We start from the raw sequence: 20015 nt of genomic DNA, 5'->3' as shown, positions 1-20015 counted from the left end.
TGAAGTTTCGTCAGGCTGTGGCCTATGGCATTGATCGCCAGCGCATGGTGAACAATATTTACCGGGGTTTGGGGGAAGTGCAACATTCGCCGATTTCGGTGCAATCTCCTTTCTATAATGATCAAATAAAAACCTACGATTACGACCCAGACAGGGCCAAGGCGCTTCTCGAAGAAGCGGGTTTTTCCTACAACGCCCAGGGACAATTAATCGATGCCGACAATAATCTTGTGCGTTTTTCCTTGATTACCAATGCGGGCAACAAAATTCGCGAAGCAATGGCGACTCAAATTGAGCAGGATCTCGAAGCCCTGGGAATGCAGGTGGACTACAGCCCGATTGGTTTTAATATTCTCGTCGATAAGTTGAGCAACTCCCTCGATTGGGATTGTTTCTTGTTGGGCTTAACGGGGGGCAATGAACCCAATGGGGGCGCAAATGTGTGGTTCCCGGAGGGGAATTTGCATATGTTTAACCAAGCGGCGCGGCCAGGCACCACCCCCCTGACGGATCGGGTGATCAATGACTGGGAACAAGAAATTGCGGATCTCTACATCCAAGGGGCCCAGGAGCTGGATCTCGACAAACGCAAGGAGATTTATGCTAAAACCCAAGAACTTGCAGCGGAATATTTACCGTTTATCCATCTGGTAAACAATTATTCCCTCGCGGCGGTGCGTGACAAAATTGAAGGGGTACAACATTCGGCCCTGGGTGGCCCCCTCTGGAACCTAGAAGATTTAACGATTGCGGCTGAAATTAAGGAGTAAAGATCGATGACGACCCTCACCATGCAACAAATTACCGATGCCCTCAAGGGGGCGATCGCCACCCATCAAGAGGCTGTGGACTACCTAGAAATTCGGGTGCAGCAGAGTGAATCTACCAGTCTGGCCTTCCGGGGGGCGCAGTTCGACGGCAGTAACCGTAGTTTTGCCCTCGCCGGCGGGATTCGGGCCTGTCACCAGGGGGGTTGGAGTTTTGTCACGTTCAATGGCCTTGCCGAATTAGGCGATCGCGTTGCAGAAGCGGTTTCCCAGGCGAAGTTGGTGGGCAAAGAATCAACTCAGTTGGCTCCCAGTGGGGCCATCGAGGACTATGTACCAGTAGAGATTAAAACCGACCCCCGCACCATTTCCCTCAAGGAAAAACGGGATCTACTGGCGAAATATAACCAAATTTTGCTGGATTATGACCCCCGGATTCAAACGACGATGGCTAGCATTAGCGATAGTTTTGTCACCACCTACTTCGTCAATTCCAATGGCAGTTGCATCATCCAAGAACGCCTCGATGTGAATGGTAGATTTGGGGCGATCGCCAGGGGAGAAAATGGTGTCGTGCGCCAGGGCTTTGAATCGATTAATTCCCGCTGTGATTTCGATGCGCTCATTGGGATCGAAGACCGTGTTAAAGGTGCCGCAGAACGAGCGATCCGTCAACTAGAAGCCAAGCCCGTCAAAGGCGGACAATATACCGTCGTCCTTGATCCTTACCTCGCAGGGGTCTTTATCCACGAAGCCTTTGGCCACCTATCTGAAGCCGATTTTGTCTACGAAAATCCCCGGATGCAGGAACTCCTAACCATCGGCAAACCCCTCGGCATTTCCCAACTAAATGTGATCGATGATGCCACCCTCCCTGATCTGCCCGGCACGATGAAATACGATGATGAAGGGGTGCCCGGCCAACGCAAATATTTAATCAAAGACGGTGTGCTCACCCAACGACTCCACTCCCGGGAAACCGCAGGGAAAATGAGTGAAGCGCCCACAGGGAATGCCCGCGCCATTCAAGCTGGTTATCCGCCCCTCGTGCGCATGACGAATACGGCCATTGAACCGGGCGATACGCCCTTTGCAGAAATGATCCAAGATATCCAAGAAGGGGTCTATGCAGTGCGGATGATCGGTGGTCAAACCAATGGTGAAATGTTTACCTTTGCGGCGGCGGAAGGCTACATGATCCGTGATGGCAAAATCGCCGAACCTGTCAGTGATGTCACCCTCTCTGGGAACGTCTTCCAAACCTTAAAGGACATTGAGGCGATCGGTAACGACACCCTCTATACCAACGGCGGCTGTGGTAAAGGTGGCCAAGGAGGTTTACCTGTCAGCGTTGGCGGCCCGCACTTGCGCATTAAAAATGTTGTCGTCGGTGGCCGTTAAATAGAATTTAAAATCTCAAGCTATCTGCAATCTGCGATGCCCTGCTTAAATATAGAGAAAATTAGCAGGGTTTTTTGTTGGTTTTATTTTGAAAGCTCAGGCAAGAGTGTCAATAGTTTTGATGATGAAGCTCGTGAGCTGTGTTTAAACTTTTGCAGCGAGCATGACGATTGTAGAAGCTATATAAAGAGTCCGTTATTCGCACTTGAGCAGAGCATCTAAATCCGCTGCGACAATTTTTTCTAAATTGCGGGTAATTTTCTCGATCTCCCAATCCCACCAAGCCACTGATAGTAAGGTTTTAATCACTTCATCGGTAAAGCGTTGTCGAATACATTTGGCGGGGTTGCCGCCCACAATGGTATAGGGAGGAACATTGTTAACCACGACTGATTTGGCGGCAATAATCGCACCATCTCCCACGTGTACACCGGGCATAATCACGGCTTCATAGCCAATCCAAACATCATTGCCGATGACCGTATCGCCTTTGTAGGGGAAGTCACTAGGTTGCAGAGGAAGTTTGTCCCAACCATTGCCAAAAATCTGAAATGGATAGGTGGAAAAACCATCGATTTTGTGGTTGCCCCCGTTCATGATGAACTTGACCCCCCTGGCCAAGGCGCAAAACTTGCCAATGATTAGGCGATCGCCAATAAAGGGAAAGTGATACAAAACATTACGCTCAAAGTTTTCTGAATCCTCTGGATCATCGTAGTAAGTGTAATCGCCGATGATGATATTCGGATTTGTCACCGTGTTGCGGATAAAACAAATCTGTGGGAATCCTGCCATGGGATGCGGATCATTGGGGTCGGCTCCATACACAGCCAAGTGCTCCTATTGCTAAAAAAATTCGTAGTTCCTTGAATCTTAGCGAGGAATTGAGAGCGAAGTTACAGCAAATGCGCAAAATCTGTCCAAACTTAATCGCTTTGCCAAAATTCTTTAGCGGCTCAACTGCCAACCGGCGATCGCCAAACAGATCTAGCCAATCAAAAATGCTGCCCCACCGAGCGGTGTAATGGCCCCCAAGATTTTCACTCCACTTAAACTCAAGGCATAGAGGCTACCGGAAAAGAGCACAATCCCGACAATAAAGGCAATGCCAGCCCCATTGAGCCAACTTTTGGGGAACGATCCCTGGACAGAAAATAGGCCCACCAGCAGTAAGGCGATCGCCTGATACATTTGGTATTTAGCGGCAGTTTCCCAGATATCAAGGGCATTGGCGTCGAGGGTTCCTTTAAGGCCATGGCTGGCAAAGGCACCAGCAGCAACGGCGAGACCAGCAAGGATGGGGGCAATAACTAAGAAAAAACGGGTCATAGTCTTTGTTTAATTGAGTTGTAGAGTCGCTTTAACCACTTCAAAATTTTGGCGCTTGAGGGTAAAACCAGCTTTTTCTGAAACCCGCTGCATCCCTTTATTTTCTGAGAGAATGTCGGCGGTAATGGCAGTCAGCCCTTCATTGCGACCAATTTCCACCAGACGCCGGAGTAATTCGGTACCGAGTCCTTGGCGTTGGATCGGGTCGCTGACAATCATCGCAAATTCCCCCTCCGTGGTGCCGTGGAGTTGACTCAAACGGGCCACAGCATAGACTTCTTTTTCTTGGGTATCAGGGTCGGTGTATTCGGCAACCAGCGCCATTTCCCGGTCGTAATCAATGAAACAAAGCCGCGTTAACCGTTCGTGGGCGATGCGACTTTGCAGGGTGACGAGGTGAAAATAACGAAAATAAACGCTTTGTTCAGACAAAGTTTGGTGAAATTTGACGAGCATTGGCTCATCTTCGGGGCGGATCGGGCGAATCATAAACTCCCGTCCATCGGCGCTTGTCCAGGGTTTTTCGTACTGCAGCGGGTAGGGGCGAATGGCCGGTTTGGGTAAATCTTTTTCGGCTAAGTCGAGGGGATGCAGCACAATCCGCGCATCGAGGGCAACGAGGCGATCGCCGGAGGCAAAGAGGGGATTAATATCCATTTCTTTGATCCAAGGTTGCTCGACAATTAAACGGCTAAAACGGATTAAAATTTGCTCTAGTTCGTCTAAATTGACCGCTTTTCGCCCCCGGACTCCCTTGAGAGCTTTATAAATTTTGGTTTGCTCCATCGTACGGCGGGCGAGGGTACTATTTAGCGGCGGCAAGGCGATCGCCCGATCCTGAAAGACTTCGACGAGTTGTCCACCACTGCCAAAAACTAACACTGGCCCAAACTGCCCATCGATACTGCTGCCGAGGATTAGCTCATAACCGTCCTTGAGGTTGAGCATCGGTTGCACTGTCACCCCGTGGAAATGCTCTGCACCGACTTTTTCGGTGACGCTCTGGCAAATCCGCTCAAAGGCACGCTCGACACTCGCCGCACTGTTTAAATTGAGTTCCACACCCCCCACATCGGTTTTATGGGTGATCGTGGTGGACAGTAATTTTAAAACCACCGGATAGCCAATTTCATCGGCAAGGGCGATCGCCATTTCTGGGGTACTGGCATTGCCCGTTGGCACAATGGGAATGCCGTAGGCGGCGAGGACTTTTTTCGACTCGGATTCCGTCAGGAGTGTCCGCCCTTCGGCGCGAATAGAATCAAGGATCACTTTGACATTGTGGCGATCAATAATCCCATCGGTATCGGGGGCGAGGGTCGGCGTTTCGTAGATGCCCTCCAGGGTGTATTTATAGCGCCAGAGCAATTGAAATAAATAGGCGGCAGAATCAGGGTAACGGTAGGTGGGCACTTGAGAGCGATTTAAAAACAGCTCCCCCTCGGTCACTGCATCACCCCCCATCCAACTAGCCAGCACGGGTTTATCGGTTTTTTCGACACACTTCTGTAAGGCGATCGCCGTGGCGGTGGGGTCAGTCATCGCTTGGGGGGTCAGGATCACCAGAAATCCGGCACTGTTCGGGTCAGCGATCGCCACATCAAGGGTTTTGGCGTAGCGTTCCGGTTCCGCGTCTCCCAAAATATCAATCGGATTACTGTGGCTCCAGTGGCTCGGCAAAAATTCATCCAAGGCGGCGATCGTTTCCGGAGCCAATTCCGACAGTTCTCCCCCCCGCTGAATAATTGCATCGGTCGCTAAAACCCCAGGCCCCCCCGCATTAGTGATAATTGTTAACTTCGGTTTTTTCGGTAAACGGGGCTGTTTCGCGAGAATTTCCGCCAAATTAAATAATTCTGAAATGCGATCCACCCGCAACACCCCGCAGCGTCGAAATGCCGCATCTAGCACCGCATCACTCCCCGCCAAGGAACCCGTATGGGAAGCCGAAGCCTTTGCTGCCGCCTCCGTCCGTCCCGCCTTAATCACAATAATCGGTTTAGTAATGGCCACCTCCCGCGCCGCCGAGAGAAACGACCGGGCATCCCCCACCGACTCCATGTAAATCACAATGCTTTTGGTGTTCGGGTCATCGCCGAGGTAGGTGATCAAATCACCCCAGTTCACATCCAGCATCGACCCCAGCGAGATAAAGGCACTAAAGCCCACATTCTCCGGAAAACTCCAGTCCAACACCGCCGTACAAAACGCCCCACTCTGGCTGATAAACCCCACATGACCCGGTTGCGCCATCGCGTGGGCAAAGGTGGCATTTAACCCACTATGGGGATTCATTAACCCCAAACAGTTCGGCCCAATAATCCGCAACTTCCCAGCGGCGATCGCCATAATTTCTTGTTCCAGCGCCTTCCCTGCCTCACCAATTTCCTTGAAGCCCGCCGAGATAATAATTGCGGCTTTTACCCCCACATCAACACATTCTTGAACCACTTGGGGCACAAACTGTGCTGGAATTGCAATCACTACTAACTCCACCGTTTCGGGGACTGCGGAAATATTGTCGTAGGCTTTAATCCCCAACACACTATTGCGCTTCGGGTTCACCGGATAGACCGTCCCGCCAAAGGGATGACTAATCAAATTCCAGAGCAACGTCCGCCCCACGCTACCCTCTTTGTCCGTGGCACCAATGACAGCAACAGATTTGGGATTAAAAAAATAACTGAGGGGTTGTTTTTCCGAGCGAAGAATATCGTATGCCGGATCAATCGTGATCGTCAGGGGAGAGCTTGCCATGGGAACTCGCTAAACTGCTGTTGCCGCTATGCTACTGTGAACCATCCAAATTTTTACGGTTTTTTTACAGAATATTTCTCCAGGAAAATTGAGCAATAAAAAACCCCACCGACTGGCAGGGTAATTCTAAAATTTTATGTTCTCAGTATTCAGCTTTTAAAGATTGAGACTGAATATGGCCTAGCGGATATATTCTTTCAGGATGCTGTTGCGGTTCGGGTGACGCAGTTTACGCAGCGCTTTTGCTTCGATCTGACGAATCCGTTCACGGGTTACGTTAAAAATTTGGCCAATTTCTTCGAGGGTTTTCATGCGGCCATCATCCAAGCCATAACGGAGACGGAGGACATCACGCTCACGGGCACTGAGGGTATCAAGTACATTTTCAAGATCTTCCCGCAGGAGGCTCTTGGAGACTTGATCCTCGGGGGTTTCCCCATCGGCTTCGATAAAGTCACCCAAGCGAGAATCTTCTTCTTTACCAATCGGCGTTTCGAGGGAGATCGGTAACTGGGCAGACTTGGCGATGAAGCGCAGTTTTTCGATGGTCATTTCCATGCGCTCAGCAATCTCTTCCTCGGTGGGTTTGCGGCCTAATTCCTGGGAAAGAATCTTGGTGGTTTTTTTGATGCGGGAAATGGTTTCGTAGAGGTGAACAGGCAGACGAATGGTACGGGATTGATCGGCGATCGCCCGCGTAATGGCCTGACGAATCCACCAGGTCGCGTAGGTAGAGAACTTATAACCCTTTTCGTGATCAAACTTTTCGGCAGCACGGATCAGACCCAAAGAACCCTCTTGAATCAAGTCCTGAAACGAAAGGCCGCGGTTCATATACTTTTTCGCAATGGAGACCACCAGACGGAGGTTTGATTGCACCATTTTGTCTTTGGCACGGCGACCATGGAACAAGCGACGCCGAAAATCTTTGAGGGGCATCCCCGCGGCTTCGGCCCACTCTTTGTCCGTAGGAACACGAGACTCATGCTCGGTGAGTTGTTCCCGCATCCGCTCTAGTTCGAGCAAATCAGCAATTTTCCGGGCCAGCTCAATTTCTTCTTCAGCCCGCAGCAGACGAATCCGGCCAATTTCTTGGAGGTAAATCCGAATCGAGTCTTCGGTGTAGGGTTTTTTCTTGGTGGCAGTTTCCTTACGACGACTGGTTTTTGCTTTCCGACTTTTTTTCGTGGGGAGGGTAAGTTCTACATAGTCGGTACCTTCTTTAATTTGCGCTTCCGCAAGGGCACTGTAATCAATATCACCCTCATTCCGAGTCTGATCCAGTACGGGGTTCGTCGCTTGGGTCATGCCTATTTCCTCTTGTTCGTTTAAAAAAGCAACTAAATGGACATTCAATGGGGACTTCTAGCAAACAGAATGATTCTGTCGAAGTCGAGGTTTTCCCTACCAAAGGCTATGTTTGATAGAAAAAAACTGTGGGTTTTGATTGTACTAGTAGATGGGAACTTTCCTGCTACCTTTTGGGGGTTTTATTCCGTCTCTAAAACTAGTCAAAATCTGTAATGAGCTTCTCCGACGAGATAGCTTGGAGCAAATCCTTAGCCATTTTAGTGAATTTGTCTTTTATTGCCCACATGGTTATAGCAAAATCTGTAAACTTCGCCTACCCATAGGTTTTTGTTAAGTACAAATGTTCTAGTGCCCAAGTAAAGCGACTGATGGATGGCGATCGCCTCTAGCATCGCCAGTCGCAAAAACTACTCCAGGTGGGATGCAACCTTTGTCAAGGGCTATCCAGAAACTTGATGCTAATAGGTTAACTGATCTTTTCTGAAAATGTTCACCATGGGCAAAATTTTCTGCGCTAAAGGTTTTCAAACCGAGACATCTGTGTTTTGGTAATGCGATCGCCGCAAGATTTCCATGCCAATGATTCACAGCCTCCAGCATTTTTGATCATCCACTCAAGAAAGGTATGCTGCAAAGCCCGTCTCGAAGCGATCGCCCCATGTTGGTGGGGAAAGATTCTGCTATGGTATTAAACCAGTTTAACCATCAAAACTTCTGGTTGACGGTTTTCCCAGATCCCTATTTCTAAAAACATCTCAGGCCATATGAAATCCTATCTCGCGGCAGCGATCCAAATGACCAGTAAGCCCGACTTAGACCACAACTTGGGCGAAGCAGAAGACTTGATTCAGTTGGCTGTCAACCAGGGGGCGAAACTTGTGACGCTTCCGGAAAATTTTTCTTTCCTCGGCGAAGAAGCCGCTAAGCTTGCTCAGGCCGATGTCATTGCCCAAAAAAGCGAGAAATTTCTCAAAACTATGGCCCAGAGATTTCAAATCACCCTCCTCGGTGGTGGTTTTCCGGTGCCTGGCGGTGACAATAAAGTCTTTAACACGGCCCTGTTGATTTCCCCTGATGGCCAAGAATTGGCCCGCTATCACAAGGTGCATTTGTTTGATGTGAATTTGCCCGACGGAAATACCTACAAAGAATCAAGCACAGTCCAGGCGGGCGATACGCTCCCCCAAATCTTTGCTTCGCCGGAGTTGGGCAAAATCGGTTTATCCGTTTGTTATGATGTGCGCTTTCCGGAGCTATATCGTTCGTTATCAAAGCAAGGGGCGGATATTCTTTGCATTCCCGCCGCATTTACCGCCTATACCGGTAAAGATCACTGGCAAACCTTGATTCAAGCCAGAGCCATTGAAAATACCTGTTATGTAATCGCACCAGCACAAACAGGCAACCATTACGGCATGCGTTATTCCCACGGCCACGCGATGATCGTCGATCCTTGGGGAACTGTGCTGAATGATGCGGGCGTTCACCCAGGGGTGGCGATCGCCGAAATTAATCCAAATCGCCTAGCCCAAGTGCGCCGTCAAATGCCCTCCCTCGAACACCGGGTTTTCGGTTAGGCTGCAACCAAGACAGCGGTGGGCTTTGGTAAAGTTTCTCCTGCCGCTTCGTAGTCTTCAATTAAGCTTTCTAGGCATTCAACACCATTTTGAACAGCTTCTTGATAACTCTCACCATGGGTACGCCAGGTTTGACCAATAAAATCCGGAAAGCCAACCAGATAACAATTATCAGGGTCACTCCACTGAATTACCATTTGATATTTGAGTTTATCCATCGTCTTTTGCTTCGTTAACCTGTTGAATGGCATCTAGAATAGTTTGTTCCTGATAGGGCTTTGCGTCTGTTCCATCTTTTCCGGCTAAGGTGATCCTGCCTGCATATTTTGGATGTGTCCAGTTGGTATGACTTCCTTTGCCAGGTCGCATCGTAAATCCAGCCCGACGCAAGAGTTTTTTTAACTCACGAATCTTTTTAGGCATCCTTCACTGCTTATATTTTAGGTGTCAGCATAATCAATTGTCTGGCCTGGAGCGATCGCCCTAGATCGAGTCCGACTCCCAGAGCTTGGGAAATTTCACCAATCGTTTTTGTGCCGTCGCAAGCCTGCATAAACTGAAACTCAGTGTCGTTGAGGCTAACGAGTTGGTAGTCGTAGTCAAAGAGAGACTGGCTAGGCCAGCCATTCAGACAAGGATGAACCTCTGCTGTTGCTTCGGTAAGAGTTTGATCGTCAGACCAATCCATTTTTTTCAGGGGCGGTTTGCAGAGGAAAAATTCGTAGTGGCTAATGGTGGTATCCAACAATTCGATTAAACGATAACGGGAACGTTCATCTAAGTTTTTTGCCCGCTCGATTAACTCTGGTTCCTTGCCCACGAGTCGCTCTAGATCCCAAAACTGTGGATTAGAAAAACCAACAAATTCTAGTCCTGACGCATCAATGAGTTCAAATAAAGTCTTGATGTTGTAGTCCACTTCCTGGGGATGAACATACATATCTGCAAAGGATGCATCCCGGTGATTTTCTAGAGACCAGCGTTCTTTGTCGTATTGAACGAGGCGATTATTTTCTGGTAGATTCGCGAAAATCTGGCGGCCTACTTTAACTCCGTCAATATAGTCACCGCGCTTATCAGCCTGCAAAATGGCGATCGCCTCTTGCATCAGTTGAATTTCCCAACGGCCCAACTCAGCATAGACAAAAATATGGAAAATGCCGCCGGGGGCTAGTTTTTGCGCGAGGGCTTGAATTCCCTGAATTGGGTCGGGCATATGGTGCAAGACGCCGACGCAATTAATTAGATCAAATTCCCCTTCTAGTTCCGTTGCTTGTTCAATGGGTAAACGCTTAAAGGTGACTGGTGCGGTGTGGCGATCGCGTACCCCAGACTGTTGACAGCGTTTTTCGGCGACTTCTAAGGCCCCTTCACTGAGGTCAATGCCGACAATTTCAGCGGCTGGGTTTAAATGAATTAAATATTCCGTACCGACTCCCGTACCACAACCAGCATCGAGGATGCGAATTTTATCGGTGCTCGGTTTACGTCCAGTGCAAAAGTTGTAGGCGGCCTGCCAATGCCAACGCCAGTTATACCCTGGGGGCGGTTCATCCAACAGCGGCTCCGGCGGAAAAGGATAGGTATTGTAGAGATTTCGGACGGCTTGTTGGCGATCGCTAGGGTGAGTCATAGGGGGAAGGTCGCAAATAGATTAACTGGCTTGAAAACAGTACAGGTCACATTGTGCAACCTTGATCCCCAGTTTTTCTGAATTTTTGACATACTTCTTAATAAATTTCGTGTCCGGGCCGGAAACGTTCTACCCTAAAGTCTAGCTAACTGATAAACATCTCATTTAATAAAGCATTTGGGAGAAGCGATCGCCAAAGGGAACCCGAAAACTCTTGCTGACTTTCTCCCCAATTTCGCTATAAATTGAACATTTTTGATTGGAGATAGTTGAAAATCCATGACGATTAAGGCCAGCGGTGGAAGCTCTTTAGCTCGCCCCCAGTTATATCAAACCGTTCCCCTCTCCAACATTTCCCAGGCAGAGCAACAGGATCGCTACCTGGAATCTGGAGAACTAACGGCACTGAAAACGTTTTATGACTCTGGACTCAAGCGTTTGGCGATCGCCCAAGCGATTAAACTGAGTTCCCAGCTCATCGTCTCCCGTGCCGCGAACCGGATTTTTGCCGGTGGGTCCCCCCTTGCTTACCTCGACCAACCGGAAACCGATACCGATGACAGCGATCTCGGCGTTTCCATGGCCGTCGGGGATGCCAGTGGTGCCACAGGGATCTTTGGTGGTGTCAAAAATTTGTTTCTCGGTTCTGGTGGCGGTAAGATTCCCGCTGGTTTCCGGCCAATCAGTGTTTCCCGTTACGGCCCCCGCAACATGACCAAGTCCCTGCGGGATATGGCTTGGTTCCTCCGCTACACTACCTATGCCATTGTGGCCGGTGATCCGAGTATCCTCGTGGTCAACACCCGTGGTCTAAAAGAAGTCATCGAGAATGCTTGCTCCATTCCGGCGACCATCGTGGCGATCCAGGAAATGAAAGCGGCTTCTTTGGATCTGTTCCGGGGCGATCGCGAAGCCCAAGAAACCGTGGTTCAGTATTTCGATGTGTTAATCACTGAAATGCAGACCCAAGTGCCCAACGATAAATTGCGCCAACGGCCTTCCATCGATGCCCAGGGTTTACAACTGCCCCAGAGCTACTTCAACGCCGCCGAAAAGCGTCAGAAGTTCGTGATGAAGCCTGGCTTGTCTGCCCTAGAGAAAAACTCAGTCGTCAAAGCCGCCTATCGCCAAATCTTTGAACGAGACATTACACGGGCCTACAGCCAATCCATTTCTTACCTTGAATCCCAAGTGAAAAATGGCGACATTTCCATGAAGGAATTTGTCCGTCGCTTGGCGAAATCCCCCCTTTATCGGAAGCAATTTTTTGAACCTTTTATCAACAGCCGAGCTTTAGAACTTGCTTTCCGTCACATTCTCGGTCGTGGCCCCTCTTCCCGCGAAGAAGTCCAAGAATACTTTGCCATTGTCTCTAGTGGTGGTTTAGCAGCGCTGGTCGATGCTTTGGTCGATTCCCAAGAATATGCCGATTATTTCGGGGAAGAAACCGTGCCTTACCTCCGTGGTTTAGGCCAAGAAGCCCAGGAATGTCGCAACTGGGGCATGCAACAGGATCTGTTTAAATACAGCGCACCTTTCCGCAAAGTCCCTCAATTTATCACGACCTTCGCCAGCTACAATCAGCCCCTACCGGATCAGCACGTATATGGCTCTGGTAACGATGCCTTAGAAATTCAGTTCGGGGCAATCTTCCCGAAAGCAACCCGGAGTCCCAGCGCCAGCCCTGCTCCCTTTAATAAAGATACCCGGCGGATCTTGATTCACCGTGGCCCTGGCATTAACAACCAACTGGGTAATCCCCGCGCCCGCGCTACGCAACCCGGCAGCCTTGGAGCCAAGGTATTCCGTCTCAATAACGAATTACCATCAGGTAAGACTACCAACGTTAGTTTCTCGGAAAGTGCGACCCAAAAGGTCATTGAAGCGGCTTACCGTCAGGTCTTTGGTCGGATGGTCTATGCTGGCCAACGCCAGAAAGTGGCAGAGATCAAGCTCGAAAATGGTGAAATTACCCTGCGGGAATTCATCCGGGCCTTGGCAAAATCTGATGTTTTCCGGAATACTTACTGGTCTTCTCTATACGTAACCAAGGCTGTGGAGTACATCCACCGTCGTCTGTTGGGTCGTCCCACCTATGGTCGTCAAGAAATCAACAGCTACTTTGATACCTGTGCGAAAAAAGGTTTCTATGCCCTCGTTGATGCGATCATTGACAGTAAAGAATACGAAGAAGCTTTCGGTGAAGATACAGTTCCCTACGAACGCTATCTGACTCCCGGTGGTTATTCGCTGCGTCAGACTCGCCCCGGTGCGCTCCGTGAAGATGTGGGGGCTAAGGTTCAGGTTGAGAAGACAGCTCGCTTTATTGAGTTGGGCACTTCTAGCACGAAGAATCTACCGGTGACGGATGTGGATGCTCGCCTCAAGCAAGGGGTTAACGTCCAACGTCAGCAAACGAAGGCCTTTAAACTCACGGATACCTTCAACAAGGTCGAACTGAAAACGGCGATCGCCGCGGCTTACCGTCAGATCTTTGAGCGGGACATCGAGCCCTATGTTGTCGATGCGCAATTTACTGCCCTCGAAAGTAAGCTGGGCAACCGCGAGATCAACATGAAGGAATTCATCGAAGGTCTGGGTTGTTCTGAGCTGTACCAGAAGGAATTCTATACTCCCTACCCCAACACGAAGGTGATTGAAATGGGAACGAAGCATTTCCTTGGTCGAGCTCCCTTAGATCAGCAGGAAATCCGTAAGTATAACCAAATTCTTGCTTCCCAAGGTCTGAAAGCCTTTATCGGCGCGATGGTTAACAGCATGGAATACCTCGATAACTTCGGTGAGGATACGGTACCCTTCCGTCGCTTCCCGACTTTACCGGCGGCAAACTTCCCCAATACGGAACGACTCTACAACCAACTCACGAAGCAAAATCGTGATCTTGTGGTACCGAGCTTTGAGCCTGCGGTAAAACGCTAAAACACGAAAATTCGGTTAAGACCATAAAAACTGCCCCCCTTTCAAAATTAAGAGAGGAGGGCAATTTTTTAATTAGTTTTTTAGAAGATTATTTTGGGAAACCGACGGTTGTTGATGCTACTGGGAAATTTGTAAAACGTAGGGAGCGCGACCCGCATTACCAGCCTGTTCAAAGTTGCCGATAAAGACTTGGTAGCGGCCTGGATTCCAAACACCACCAATTTCGGCAGGAATCCCGCTAAAAGGATCGGCGATCGCACAGAACGGATCTGCACTGGGATCATCGGCATTTTTGATCAGAAGCGTAAAGGGTCTGGAAACGCCACCGTTAGGATCGACGACGCTGAGATTGAGAGACATCAGGCCATTGCCATTAATGCGAAAGGTGTGGTTGGGGCGATTCGCAATCCAGCCACAAAAGTTACTATTGGTTGGCCCCCCAGCCTGGCCGGTGATTGTCCCGTTAAAAACTTCATTGGAGGTAATGGCTCCGTTAGCGGCGATCGTAAAGGTTTCCGGGCCGGCGATCGCCCCTTGAATACCACCAAGACCAGCGGCAATGGTCAGGAGCGTTGTTGCCCCAATAATGGTCGGTGCATAAAATTTTGTCATGGCTGTCCCCCTCCCCAGTTGGGTTATACCGTCAGAGGCTCCCTCGATAAAGTGAGCGTCTAGGCTCTATGAAAGAAAAGATTCCAGGAAAGTTCCACTACTGCTGTTTTATGAAGGCTTGTTAAGCAAAAAGGCCCTAAAACAACGATGGCGATCGCCACCCTTAAGATCGATACCAAGCAAAAATAAACCATGGTTGAACATGGGAAGATTCGCAATTTGCCAATCGAGCGGTACCATTTTAAAGGGTTTGAGCGAAATTTCCCGTCACCTTATCATAAACAATTTGATCACCCTCCCCCAAAAGGAGCCGATTAGTAAGCATCTAAGGAGAAAGTCCATGAGTCGCGTGTATGTCTTGCTGTTTAATGCCCGGACGGAAAATGAAGGGATTCACACACTCCAAACTGGCGATCGCAACAAGATTTTAATGTTTGAAGACGAAGATGACGCCACCCGGTTTGGGCTAATGTTGGAGGCCCAGGATTTCCCGCCCGTCTCCATCGAAGCCATGGATGAAGAAGACATTATCGAGTTTTGTCGGGATGCAGATTATGATTGGCAACACGTTGCCGCTGGCGAATTAGCCACGCCCCCCGAAGCAAATGTGACAGATTTAGCTTGGGATCCAGAGGGAAAGCAACAGCCAGCAGAGCAAACCACAGCGTCAGAAAACGATTTGTCGGATACAGAATTAGACCGCATTCGACGTCAATTAGAAGGGCTTTTGTAGTGTATTCGGAATGGATTAGATCGATAGCATCTTAATGCCCAGGGCGATCAAAACTCCGCCGCCAAAAAACTCGACCTTTTCACCTAAGTGCCCGGAAATGAGTTTGGCACAAAATAGGCCCCCATAGGTGGCACAAAAAGCAGCCAAGCCAATGCTGAGGGAGTAGGGCACAAGCGGTTTACCAATGAGGCCGAGGGAAACGCCCACCCCCAAAGAGTCGATGCTGGTGATACTAGAAATAAACAAAATTTTCCACAGGCTATGGATTTTGACGGATTCACCATCGTCATCGCCTGGCTTGGCTCGCATTTCTTGGTAAGCGTTGTAGCACATATGTCCACCCACCAAAACCAATAGGGCAAAGGCCACCCAATGATCGTAGGCCATAATTATAGTCTGGGCAAAGCGTCCCAAAATGAAGCCGATGGCGATCGCCACCCCTTCAGAAAGCCCCGAACTGAGCGCAAAAAATAAAGCCCGTTTTCCAGAAAAGTGGCGAATACCAAGAGCTAAGGCAGCGGAAAAAGAGTCAATACTGAGGACAAGGGCGAAAATAATAATGTCTAATTCAAAACCCATAAATGCCGTGGCGATCGCCAACTCGAAAAGAATGCATTTATTACTATAAACGAAAAATCGTGGGTCGATTTATCATAGTTTTTTCATTGTTCCCAAGTTTCACAAAATTATTTAAAAAATTCTTCCCAAAAAGTAATTATCTACAAACAAATCCTAATTCTCGTGAAATTGAGCGAAATAACAATCTGCTTTTTACTTGGAAAATGACGACTTTAGATTCACAAAAACTGAGGCCAGATAACTGTTAAACTGAGAGCATTTTAAGGCCCATAGCAATCAGAATGCCACCGCCAAAAAACTCTACCTTTTCCTTCAATTGACTAGAAATTAATTGTGCGCAAAATAAGCCCACATAAGTAGCAAAAAAGGCGGAAATTCCGATCCCCAGGGAATAGGGAATTAAAGGTTTGCCCATTAAACCAAGGGAAATACCAACCCCCAAAGAATCAACACTGGAAATGCTGGAGACCAAAAGGATTTTCCAAAGGCCATGAATTTTTCTGGATTCATCATCATCGCCTGGGAGTTTTTGCATTTCTCGGTAGGCGCTGTAGCACATGTGAACACCGATGAGAATCAAGAGAATAAAAGCAATTCCTTGATCATAGAAGGTGATGTATTGGGCAAAATTACCCAGGAGAAAACCGAGGGAAATAGCGCCGCCACCAGAGAAACCTGAACTGAGCGCAAAAAATAAGGCCCGCTTGCGGGAAAAATGGCGTGCTCCTAGTGCAAGGGCGACGGAAAAACAGTCAATACTCAGCACTAGGGCAAAGAGAAGAATATCTAAGTCAAAGTCCATGAAATCCCCTATGGGTACTCCCCTAAAAAGATTATGGCGATCGCCATCAACAAAAAAACAAAAAATTGAATTATTTGATCCTTATTTCCTACGATTCTTAAACTTTAAAAAGCGGCTTTTAAATTCTCAGACAGATAATCTGCTGTAGCTTCAACTAAGGCGATCGCATTTTCATAGAACATCCGCGTCGGGCCAAGCACCGCAACACTACCAACGGGCGTTTTTTCTTGGTAATAATATGTGGAAATAAGGGCGCAGGTTTTCATGGGTTCTAGGGGATTTTCGGTGCCGATGTGAATGAGTGTCGGGCGATCGCCTGGTAAACCACTAAAAACCACCGGGAGTAGCTGTTCTTGTTTCGCCTCTAGCAAGTGTAATAGGGTTTGTAACTGCTCAATTTGGGAAAACTCAGGTTGCCGCAGCACTTCCGAAATGCCCCGTACTAGAATCGGCGTCGCAATCGTATTAGGCACAATCTGGGCAATCTTACCCAAAATCGTCTCCAATAACAGCTGACAATGGTGAAAGTCTTCGTCTAAAGCCTGGGGATCAAGGCTGGCAATTTCTTGGAGCGATCGCCCCTGGAGATGGTGATTCAAAAAATTCGATAAAATCTCTAGCTCATCGGGGTCACAGTCCAGGGTCAAGGACAACGATTGGGGTTGATAGCTATCCGTCACCACGATCATCATCACCTTCTGATCCCCCAGGGGGAGCAACTGCAGATAGCGTAGGCGAGCATGGTTTTGATGGGGCACCGTGATTAGAGCAATATAACCACTTAACGTCGCCAGGATTTGCGTTGCCCGCTGGAGGGTCGCATCTAGTCCCCAATACTCTGCGGCAGTCTGTTCCTGTAACGTTTGGCTCGCTCGTTTGCGGGTCTGGGAATTGGGGGTGACGAGCTCGTCCACATAGAAGCGATAACCGGAATCAGAGGGGACTCGTCCCGCCGAGATGTGGGGTTGATACAAGAAACCTGCCTTTTCCAACTTGCCCATCACATTACGAATGGTGGCAGAACTGACCTGAAAGTCATATTCCTCCACAAGGGTTTTGGAGCCTACGGGTTCCGCTGTGGAAATGTAATGGTTGACCGTTGCTCGAAAAATATTTTGGTGACGGGGATTAAGAATTTTCTGAGCAACCATACGCCGACAGTAGTGCTTTCAATAACTAAGAAATATAAAAAAATAGTAAAAAAACTTGGCTTAACTTAAGAAAGATTTAAGGTCTAAGTTTGGGTTAGTATAGCTCATTCTTCCCTAGTAGCGCGGTAGGCTTTGATCCACAGAGAGGGTGTAAAGGTGAATCCCACCTTCAATATTGATCACTTGGGTAAAACCTTGTTGTTGCAGCCAATAACACATTTGCGCCGAACGCACACCATGGTGACAAAGCACATAGGTTTCTGCCTGGGGGTCAAAGTCCACGGCAATGCGGGCAGCCCATTGTTCAAATTGACTCAGGGGTAAATTGGTAAAGCCTGGGAGGGCGACAATCTCTAGCTCATCGGGCTCACGCACATCAATGAGTTGCAAAGATTCGGTCGTGGCGACGCGCTGGGCAAACACCGTGGGACTGACGGCCTGGAGTTGTGGGTTAGAACTAGGGTTGGTCATGGTCAAGCTACTGATAAAAAGTTAAGAAGTGAGCATTTCTAGCATTTTCTGGCTGCGTTTGGGAATGCCAAGGCTGAATTGCTAGGGGATCTTCACCTTAGGGGGGGTCAAAGTTAAGGAGTATTGCAGTTCCCCCGGAGAGTCGGTCAAGAAAATTTGGGAATGGTACAAGTAACGTTAGAGGCGTTAGATCTTCTGTCCCACTTTTTTGAAGATGGTACAGGGTAAAGCATTCTGCTTGGCGATCGCCTTTATTCTGCGTTAATGATTTATAAATATTGCATTTTTTAAGAAACAGCCATTAATTTTTTTGAGTTTGTATGAACTTTGCAAATTTTCCGTGGTTATCCACGATTATTTTATTTCCCATTATTGCGGCATTATTTTTGCCCCTCATCCCCGACAAAGATGGGAAAACAGTGCGCTGGTATGCCTTGACCATTGGCTTAATTGACTTTTTGATCATCGTGACGGCCTTTTACACGGGCTACGATTTTGGCAACCCGAATCTGCAACTGGTAGAAAGCTACACCTGGGTCGAAGCAATCGATCTGCGGTGGTCAGTGGGGGCCGATGGCCTTTCCATGCCCTTGATTCTTCTCACGGGTTTTATCACAACTTTGGCGATCTTGGCGGCCTGGCCCGTAAGCTTTAAGCCAAAGCTATTTTATTTCCTGATGCTGCTGATGTATGGCGGTCAAATCGCTGTCTTCGCCGTGCAGGATATGCTGCTGTTTTTCTTTACCTGGGAACTAGAACTGGTTCCGGTTTACCTGATTCTGTCCATTTGGGGTGGCAAAAAACGGCTCTATGCCGCAACGAAATTCATCCTCTACACCGCTGGCGGTTCGTTATTTATTCTGATTGCCGCCCTGACCATGGCCTTTTATGGGGATACGGTCACCTTTGATATGACGGCGATCGCCCAGAAAGACTTTGGCATTAACCTCCAACTGCTGCTTTATGGTGGCCTGCTTATCGCCTATGGGGTAAAGTTACCGATTTTCCCTCTGCATACCTGGCTCCCCGATGCCCACGGTGAAGCCACGGCCCCGGCCCACATGCTCCTCGCCGGAATTCTCCTAAAAATGGGCGGCTATGCCCTACTGCGGATGAATGCGGGGATGCTCCCCGATGCCCATGCCCTGTTTGGCCCAGTGCTCGTGATCCTCGGAGTCGTCAATATCGTTTATGCGGCCCTCACTTCCTTTGCCCAACGTAATCTCAAACGAAAAATCGCCTATTCCTCCATTTCCCACATGGGCTTTGTACTAATTGGGATGGCTTCGTTTACCGATTTGGGGACGAGTGGTGCCATGTTGCAGATGATTTCCCATGGGCTCATTGGGGCGAGTCTCTTCTTTATGGTTGGTGCCACCTATGACCGTACCCACACCCTGATGCTCGATGAAATGGGTGGGGTCGGCAAAAAGATGAAGAAAATTTTTGCGATGTGGACGACCTGCTCGATGGCTTCCTTGGCACTGCCGGGGATGAGTGGGTTTGTTGCTGAATTAATGGTGTTCGTCGGTTTTGCGACCAGTGATGCCTATAGCCCTACTTTCCGGGTGATCATTGTTTTCCTCGCAGCAGTGGGCGTCATTTTAACGCCGATCTACCTGCTTTCGATGTTGCGAGAAATCCTCTACGGCCCAGAAAACAAAGAGCTTGTGGCGCATGAAAAACTGATCGATGCCGAGCCTCGCGAAGTCTTTGTGATTGCTTGCTTGTTGATTCCGATTATTGGGATTGGTCTGTATCCGAAGGCTGTGACCCAGATCTATGCTTCTACTACGGAAAATCTAACGGCGATCCTGCGCCAATCGGTGCCGAGTCTTCAGCAAACGGCACAGGCACCCAGTTTAGATGTTGCGGTTCTGCGTGCCCCAGAGATTCGCTAATCATTCAAACTGGAGTCCATAATTTTTGCAAGGCGGTGTGTTAATGGGCAC

The 20015-nt window shown here is 48.8% G+C and carries 18 protein-coding genes; 6 read left to right on the top strand and 12 right to left on the bottom strand.

The window, feature by feature from the left end:
• Nucleotides 1-770: ABC transporter substrate-binding protein (locus AACR41_RS03015; RefSeq protein ID WP_030007879.1), on the top strand; the 770-nt coding region annotated here is incomplete at its 5' end.
• Nucleotides 771-776: 6 nt separating this feature from the next.
• Nucleotides 777-2168: a TldD/PmbA family protein gene (locus AACR41_RS03010; RefSeq protein ID WP_030007878.1), complete on the top strand. Its 1392-nt coding sequence runs from the start codon at nucleotides 777-779 to the stop codon at nucleotides 2166-2168.
• A 195-nt stretch (nucleotides 2169-2363) separates the two neighbouring features.
• On the opposite strand, the gene AACR41_RS03005 is transcribed toward AACR41_RS03010, so the two are convergent.
• From AACR41_RS03005 to rpoD, 4 genes are all read right to left on the bottom strand, one after another.
• Nucleotides 2364-2996 (bottom strand): Vat family streptogramin A O-acetyltransferase, encoded by a 633-nt coding sequence (locus AACR41_RS03005; RefSeq protein ID WP_030007877.1) that lies wholly within the window; start codon nucleotides 2994-2996, stop codon nucleotides 2364-2366.
• Between the two features lie 159 nt (nucleotides 2997-3155).
• On the bottom strand, nucleotides 3156-3497 hold the full coding sequence (locus AACR41_RS03000) for a DUF423 domain-containing protein (RefSeq protein WP_030007876.1): 342 nt from the start codon (nucleotides 3495-3497) through the stop codon (nucleotides 3156-3158).
• Between the two features lie 9 nt (nucleotides 3498-3506).
• Nucleotides 3507-6254: a bifunctional acetate--CoA ligase family protein/GNAT family N-acetyltransferase gene (locus AACR41_RS02995; RefSeq protein ID WP_030007875.1), complete on the bottom strand. Its 2748-nt coding sequence runs from the start codon at nucleotides 6252-6254 to the stop codon at nucleotides 3507-3509.
• Between the two features lie 180 nt (nucleotides 6255-6434).
• The gene (gene rpoD, locus AACR41_RS02990) at nucleotides 6435-7562 is read right to left on the bottom strand and encodes an RNA polymerase sigma factor RpoD (RefSeq protein WP_012307623.1); all 1128 of its coding nucleotides are present in this window, start codon (nucleotides 7560-7562) and stop codon (nucleotides 6435-6437) included.
• A gap of 767 nt (nucleotides 7563-8329) precedes the next feature.
• Between rpoD and AACR41_RS02985 the strand changes: the two genes are divergently transcribed.
• The gene (locus tag AACR41_RS02985; RefSeq protein ID WP_012307621.1) at nucleotides 8330-9142 is read left to right on the top strand and encodes a carbon-nitrogen hydrolase family protein; all 813 of its coding nucleotides are present in this window, start codon (nucleotides 8330-8332) and stop codon (nucleotides 9140-9142) included.
• On the opposite strand, the gene AACR41_RS02980 is transcribed toward AACR41_RS02985, so the two are convergent.
• Genes AACR41_RS02980 through AACR41_RS02970 form a run of 3 tightly spaced genes read right to left on the bottom strand, consistent with a single transcriptional unit; the run spans nucleotide 9139 to nucleotide 10775 of the window.
• On the bottom strand, nucleotides 9139-9360 hold the full coding sequence (locus AACR41_RS02980) for a type II toxin-antitoxin system HicB family antitoxin (RefSeq protein WP_030007874.1): 222 nt from the start codon (nucleotides 9358-9360) through the stop codon (nucleotides 9139-9141). The two genes, AACR41_RS02985 and AACR41_RS02980, sit on opposite strands and share 4 nt — an antisense overlap.
• Nucleotides 9353-9565 (bottom strand): type II toxin-antitoxin system HicA family toxin, encoded by a 213-nt coding sequence (locus AACR41_RS02975; protein ID WP_030007873.1) that lies wholly within the window; start codon nucleotides 9563-9565, stop codon nucleotides 9353-9355. Before AACR41_RS02975 ends, AACR41_RS02980 begins: the two co-directional genes overlap by 8 nt.
• Before the next feature lie 10 nt (nucleotides 9566-9575).
• Nucleotides 9576-10775: a class I SAM-dependent methyltransferase gene (locus AACR41_RS02970; RefSeq protein WP_030007872.1), complete on the bottom strand. Its 1200-nt coding sequence runs from the start codon at nucleotides 10773-10775 to the stop codon at nucleotides 9576-9578.
• Nucleotides 10776-11054: 279 nt separating this feature from the next.
• On the opposite strand from AACR41_RS02970, the gene AACR41_RS02965 reads away from it, so the two are divergent.
• Nucleotides 11055-13715 (top strand): phycobilisome rod-core linker polypeptide, encoded by a 2661-nt coding sequence (locus tag AACR41_RS02965; RefSeq protein WP_030007871.1) that lies wholly within the window; start codon nucleotides 11055-11057, stop codon nucleotides 13713-13715.
• A gap of 117 nt (nucleotides 13716-13832) precedes the next feature.
• Here AACR41_RS02965 and AACR41_RS02960 read toward each other — a convergent pair whose 3' ends face one another.
• Nucleotides 13833-14327, bottom strand: a complete 495-nt coding sequence (locus tag AACR41_RS02960; protein WP_012307617.1) for a hypothetical protein — start codon at nucleotides 14325-14327, stop codon at nucleotides 13833-13835.
• A 340-nt stretch (nucleotides 14328-14667) separates the two neighbouring features.
• On the opposite strand from AACR41_RS02960, the gene AACR41_RS02955 reads away from it, so the two are divergent.
• Nucleotides 14668-15060, top strand: a complete 393-nt coding sequence (locus AACR41_RS02955; protein WP_012307615.1) for a DUF3110 domain-containing protein — start codon at nucleotides 14668-14670, stop codon at nucleotides 15058-15060.
• A gap of 15 nt (nucleotides 15061-15075) precedes the next feature.
• Here the strand turns inward: AACR41_RS02955 and AACR41_RS02950 are convergent, their stop codons facing one another.
• From AACR41_RS02950 to AACR41_RS02935, 4 genes are all read right to left on the bottom strand, one after another.
• On the bottom strand, nucleotides 15076-15660 hold the full coding sequence (locus tag AACR41_RS02950) for a manganese efflux pump MntP (RefSeq protein ID WP_084150024.1): 585 nt from the start codon (nucleotides 15658-15660) through the stop codon (nucleotides 15076-15078).
• A 223-nt stretch (nucleotides 15661-15883) separates the two neighbouring features.
• On the bottom strand, nucleotides 15884-16441 hold the full coding sequence (locus AACR41_RS02945; protein ID WP_030007868.1) for a manganese efflux pump MntP: 558 nt from the start codon (nucleotides 16439-16441) through the stop codon (nucleotides 15884-15886).
• A 104-nt stretch (nucleotides 16442-16545) separates the two neighbouring features.
• Nucleotides 16546-17592, bottom strand: coding sequence for a heat-inducible transcriptional repressor HrcA (gene hrcA, locus AACR41_RS02940; RefSeq protein ID WP_030007867.1), 1047 nt, complete (start codon nucleotides 17590-17592; stop codon nucleotides 16546-16548).
• Between the two features lie 114 nt (nucleotides 17593-17706).
• Nucleotides 17707-18063, bottom strand: a complete 357-nt coding sequence (locus tag AACR41_RS02935) for a rhodanese-like domain-containing protein (protein WP_030007866.1) — start codon at nucleotides 18061-18063, stop codon at nucleotides 17707-17709.
• 320 nt (nucleotides 18064-18383) lie between these two features.
• Between AACR41_RS02935 and AACR41_RS02930 the strand changes: the two genes are divergently transcribed.
• The gene (locus tag AACR41_RS02930; protein WP_030007865.1) at nucleotides 18384-19964 is read left to right on the top strand and encodes an NAD(P)H-quinone oxidoreductase subunit 4; all 1581 of its coding nucleotides are present in this window, start codon (nucleotides 18384-18386) and stop codon (nucleotides 19962-19964) included.
• Nucleotides 19965-20015 lie beyond the last annotated feature (51 nt).

The organism is Picosynechococcus sp. NKBG042902, from assembly GCF_963864045.1.
GTDB lineage: Bacteria > Cyanobacteriota > Cyanobacteriia > Cyanobacteriales > MRBY01 > MRBY01.
The sequence above is the reverse complement of the archived record's forward strand: the minus strand, read 5'-3'. Positions and strand labels throughout refer to the sequence as shown.

What these genes read in the sequence shown, in the direction of transcription:
- AACR41_RS02945 (WP_030007868.1), bottom strand. Translation starts at nt 16,441, where the DNA reads ATGGACTTTGACTTAGATATTCTTCTCTTTGCCCTAGTGCTGAGTATT.
- AACR41_RS02955 (WP_012307615.1), top strand. Translation starts at nt 14,668, where the DNA reads ATGAGTCGCGTGTATGTCTTGCTGTTTAATGCCCGGACGGAAAATGAA.
- AACR41_RS02995 (WP_030007875.1), bottom strand. Translation starts at nt 6,254, where the DNA reads ATGGCAAGCTCTCCCCTGACGATCACGATTGATCCGGCATACGATATT.
- AACR41_RS02965 (WP_030007871.1), top strand. Translation starts at nt 11,055, where the DNA reads ATGACGATTAAGGCCAGCGGTGGAAGCTCTTTAGCTCGCCCCCAGTTA.
- hrcA (WP_030007867.1), bottom strand. Translation starts at nt 17,592, where the DNA reads ATGGTTGCTCAGAAAATTCTTAATCCCCGTCACCAAAATATTTTTCGA.
- AACR41_RS02935 (WP_030007866.1), bottom strand. Translation starts at nt 18,063, where the DNA reads ATGACCAACCCTAGTTCTAACCCACAACTCCAGGCCGTCAGTCCCACG.
- AACR41_RS02985 (WP_012307621.1), top strand. Translation starts at nt 8,330, where the DNA reads ATGAAATCCTATCTCGCGGCAGCGATCCAAATGACCAGTAAGCCCGAC.
- AACR41_RS02970 (WP_030007872.1), bottom strand. Translation starts at nt 10,775, where the DNA reads ATGACTCACCCTAGCGATCGCCAACAAGCCGTCCGAAATCTCTACAAT.
- rpoD (WP_012307623.1), bottom strand. Translation starts at nt 7,562, where the DNA reads ATGACCCAAGCGACGAACCCCGTACTGGATCAGACTCGGAATGAGGGT.
- AACR41_RS02980 (WP_030007874.1), bottom strand. Translation starts at nt 9,360, where the DNA reads ATGGATAAACTCAAATATCAAATGGTAATTCAGTGGAGTGACCCTGAT.
- AACR41_RS03000 (WP_030007876.1), bottom strand. Translation starts at nt 3,497, where the DNA reads ATGACCCGTTTTTTCTTAGTTATTGCCCCCATCCTTGCTGGTCTCGCC.
- AACR41_RS02960 (WP_012307617.1), bottom strand. Translation starts at nt 14,327, where the DNA reads ATGACAAAATTTTATGCACCGACCATTATTGGGGCAACAACGCTCCTG.
- AACR41_RS03010 (WP_030007878.1), top strand. Translation starts at nt 777, where the DNA reads ATGACGACCCTCACCATGCAACAAATTACCGATGCCCTCAAGGGGGCG.
- AACR41_RS02930 (WP_030007865.1), top strand. Translation starts at nt 18,384, where the DNA reads ATGAACTTTGCAAATTTTCCGTGGTTATCCACGATTATTTTATTTCCC.
- AACR41_RS02975 (WP_030007873.1), bottom strand. Translation starts at nt 9,565, where the DNA reads ATGCCTAAAAAGATTCGTGAGTTAAAAAAACTCTTGCGTCGGGCTGGA.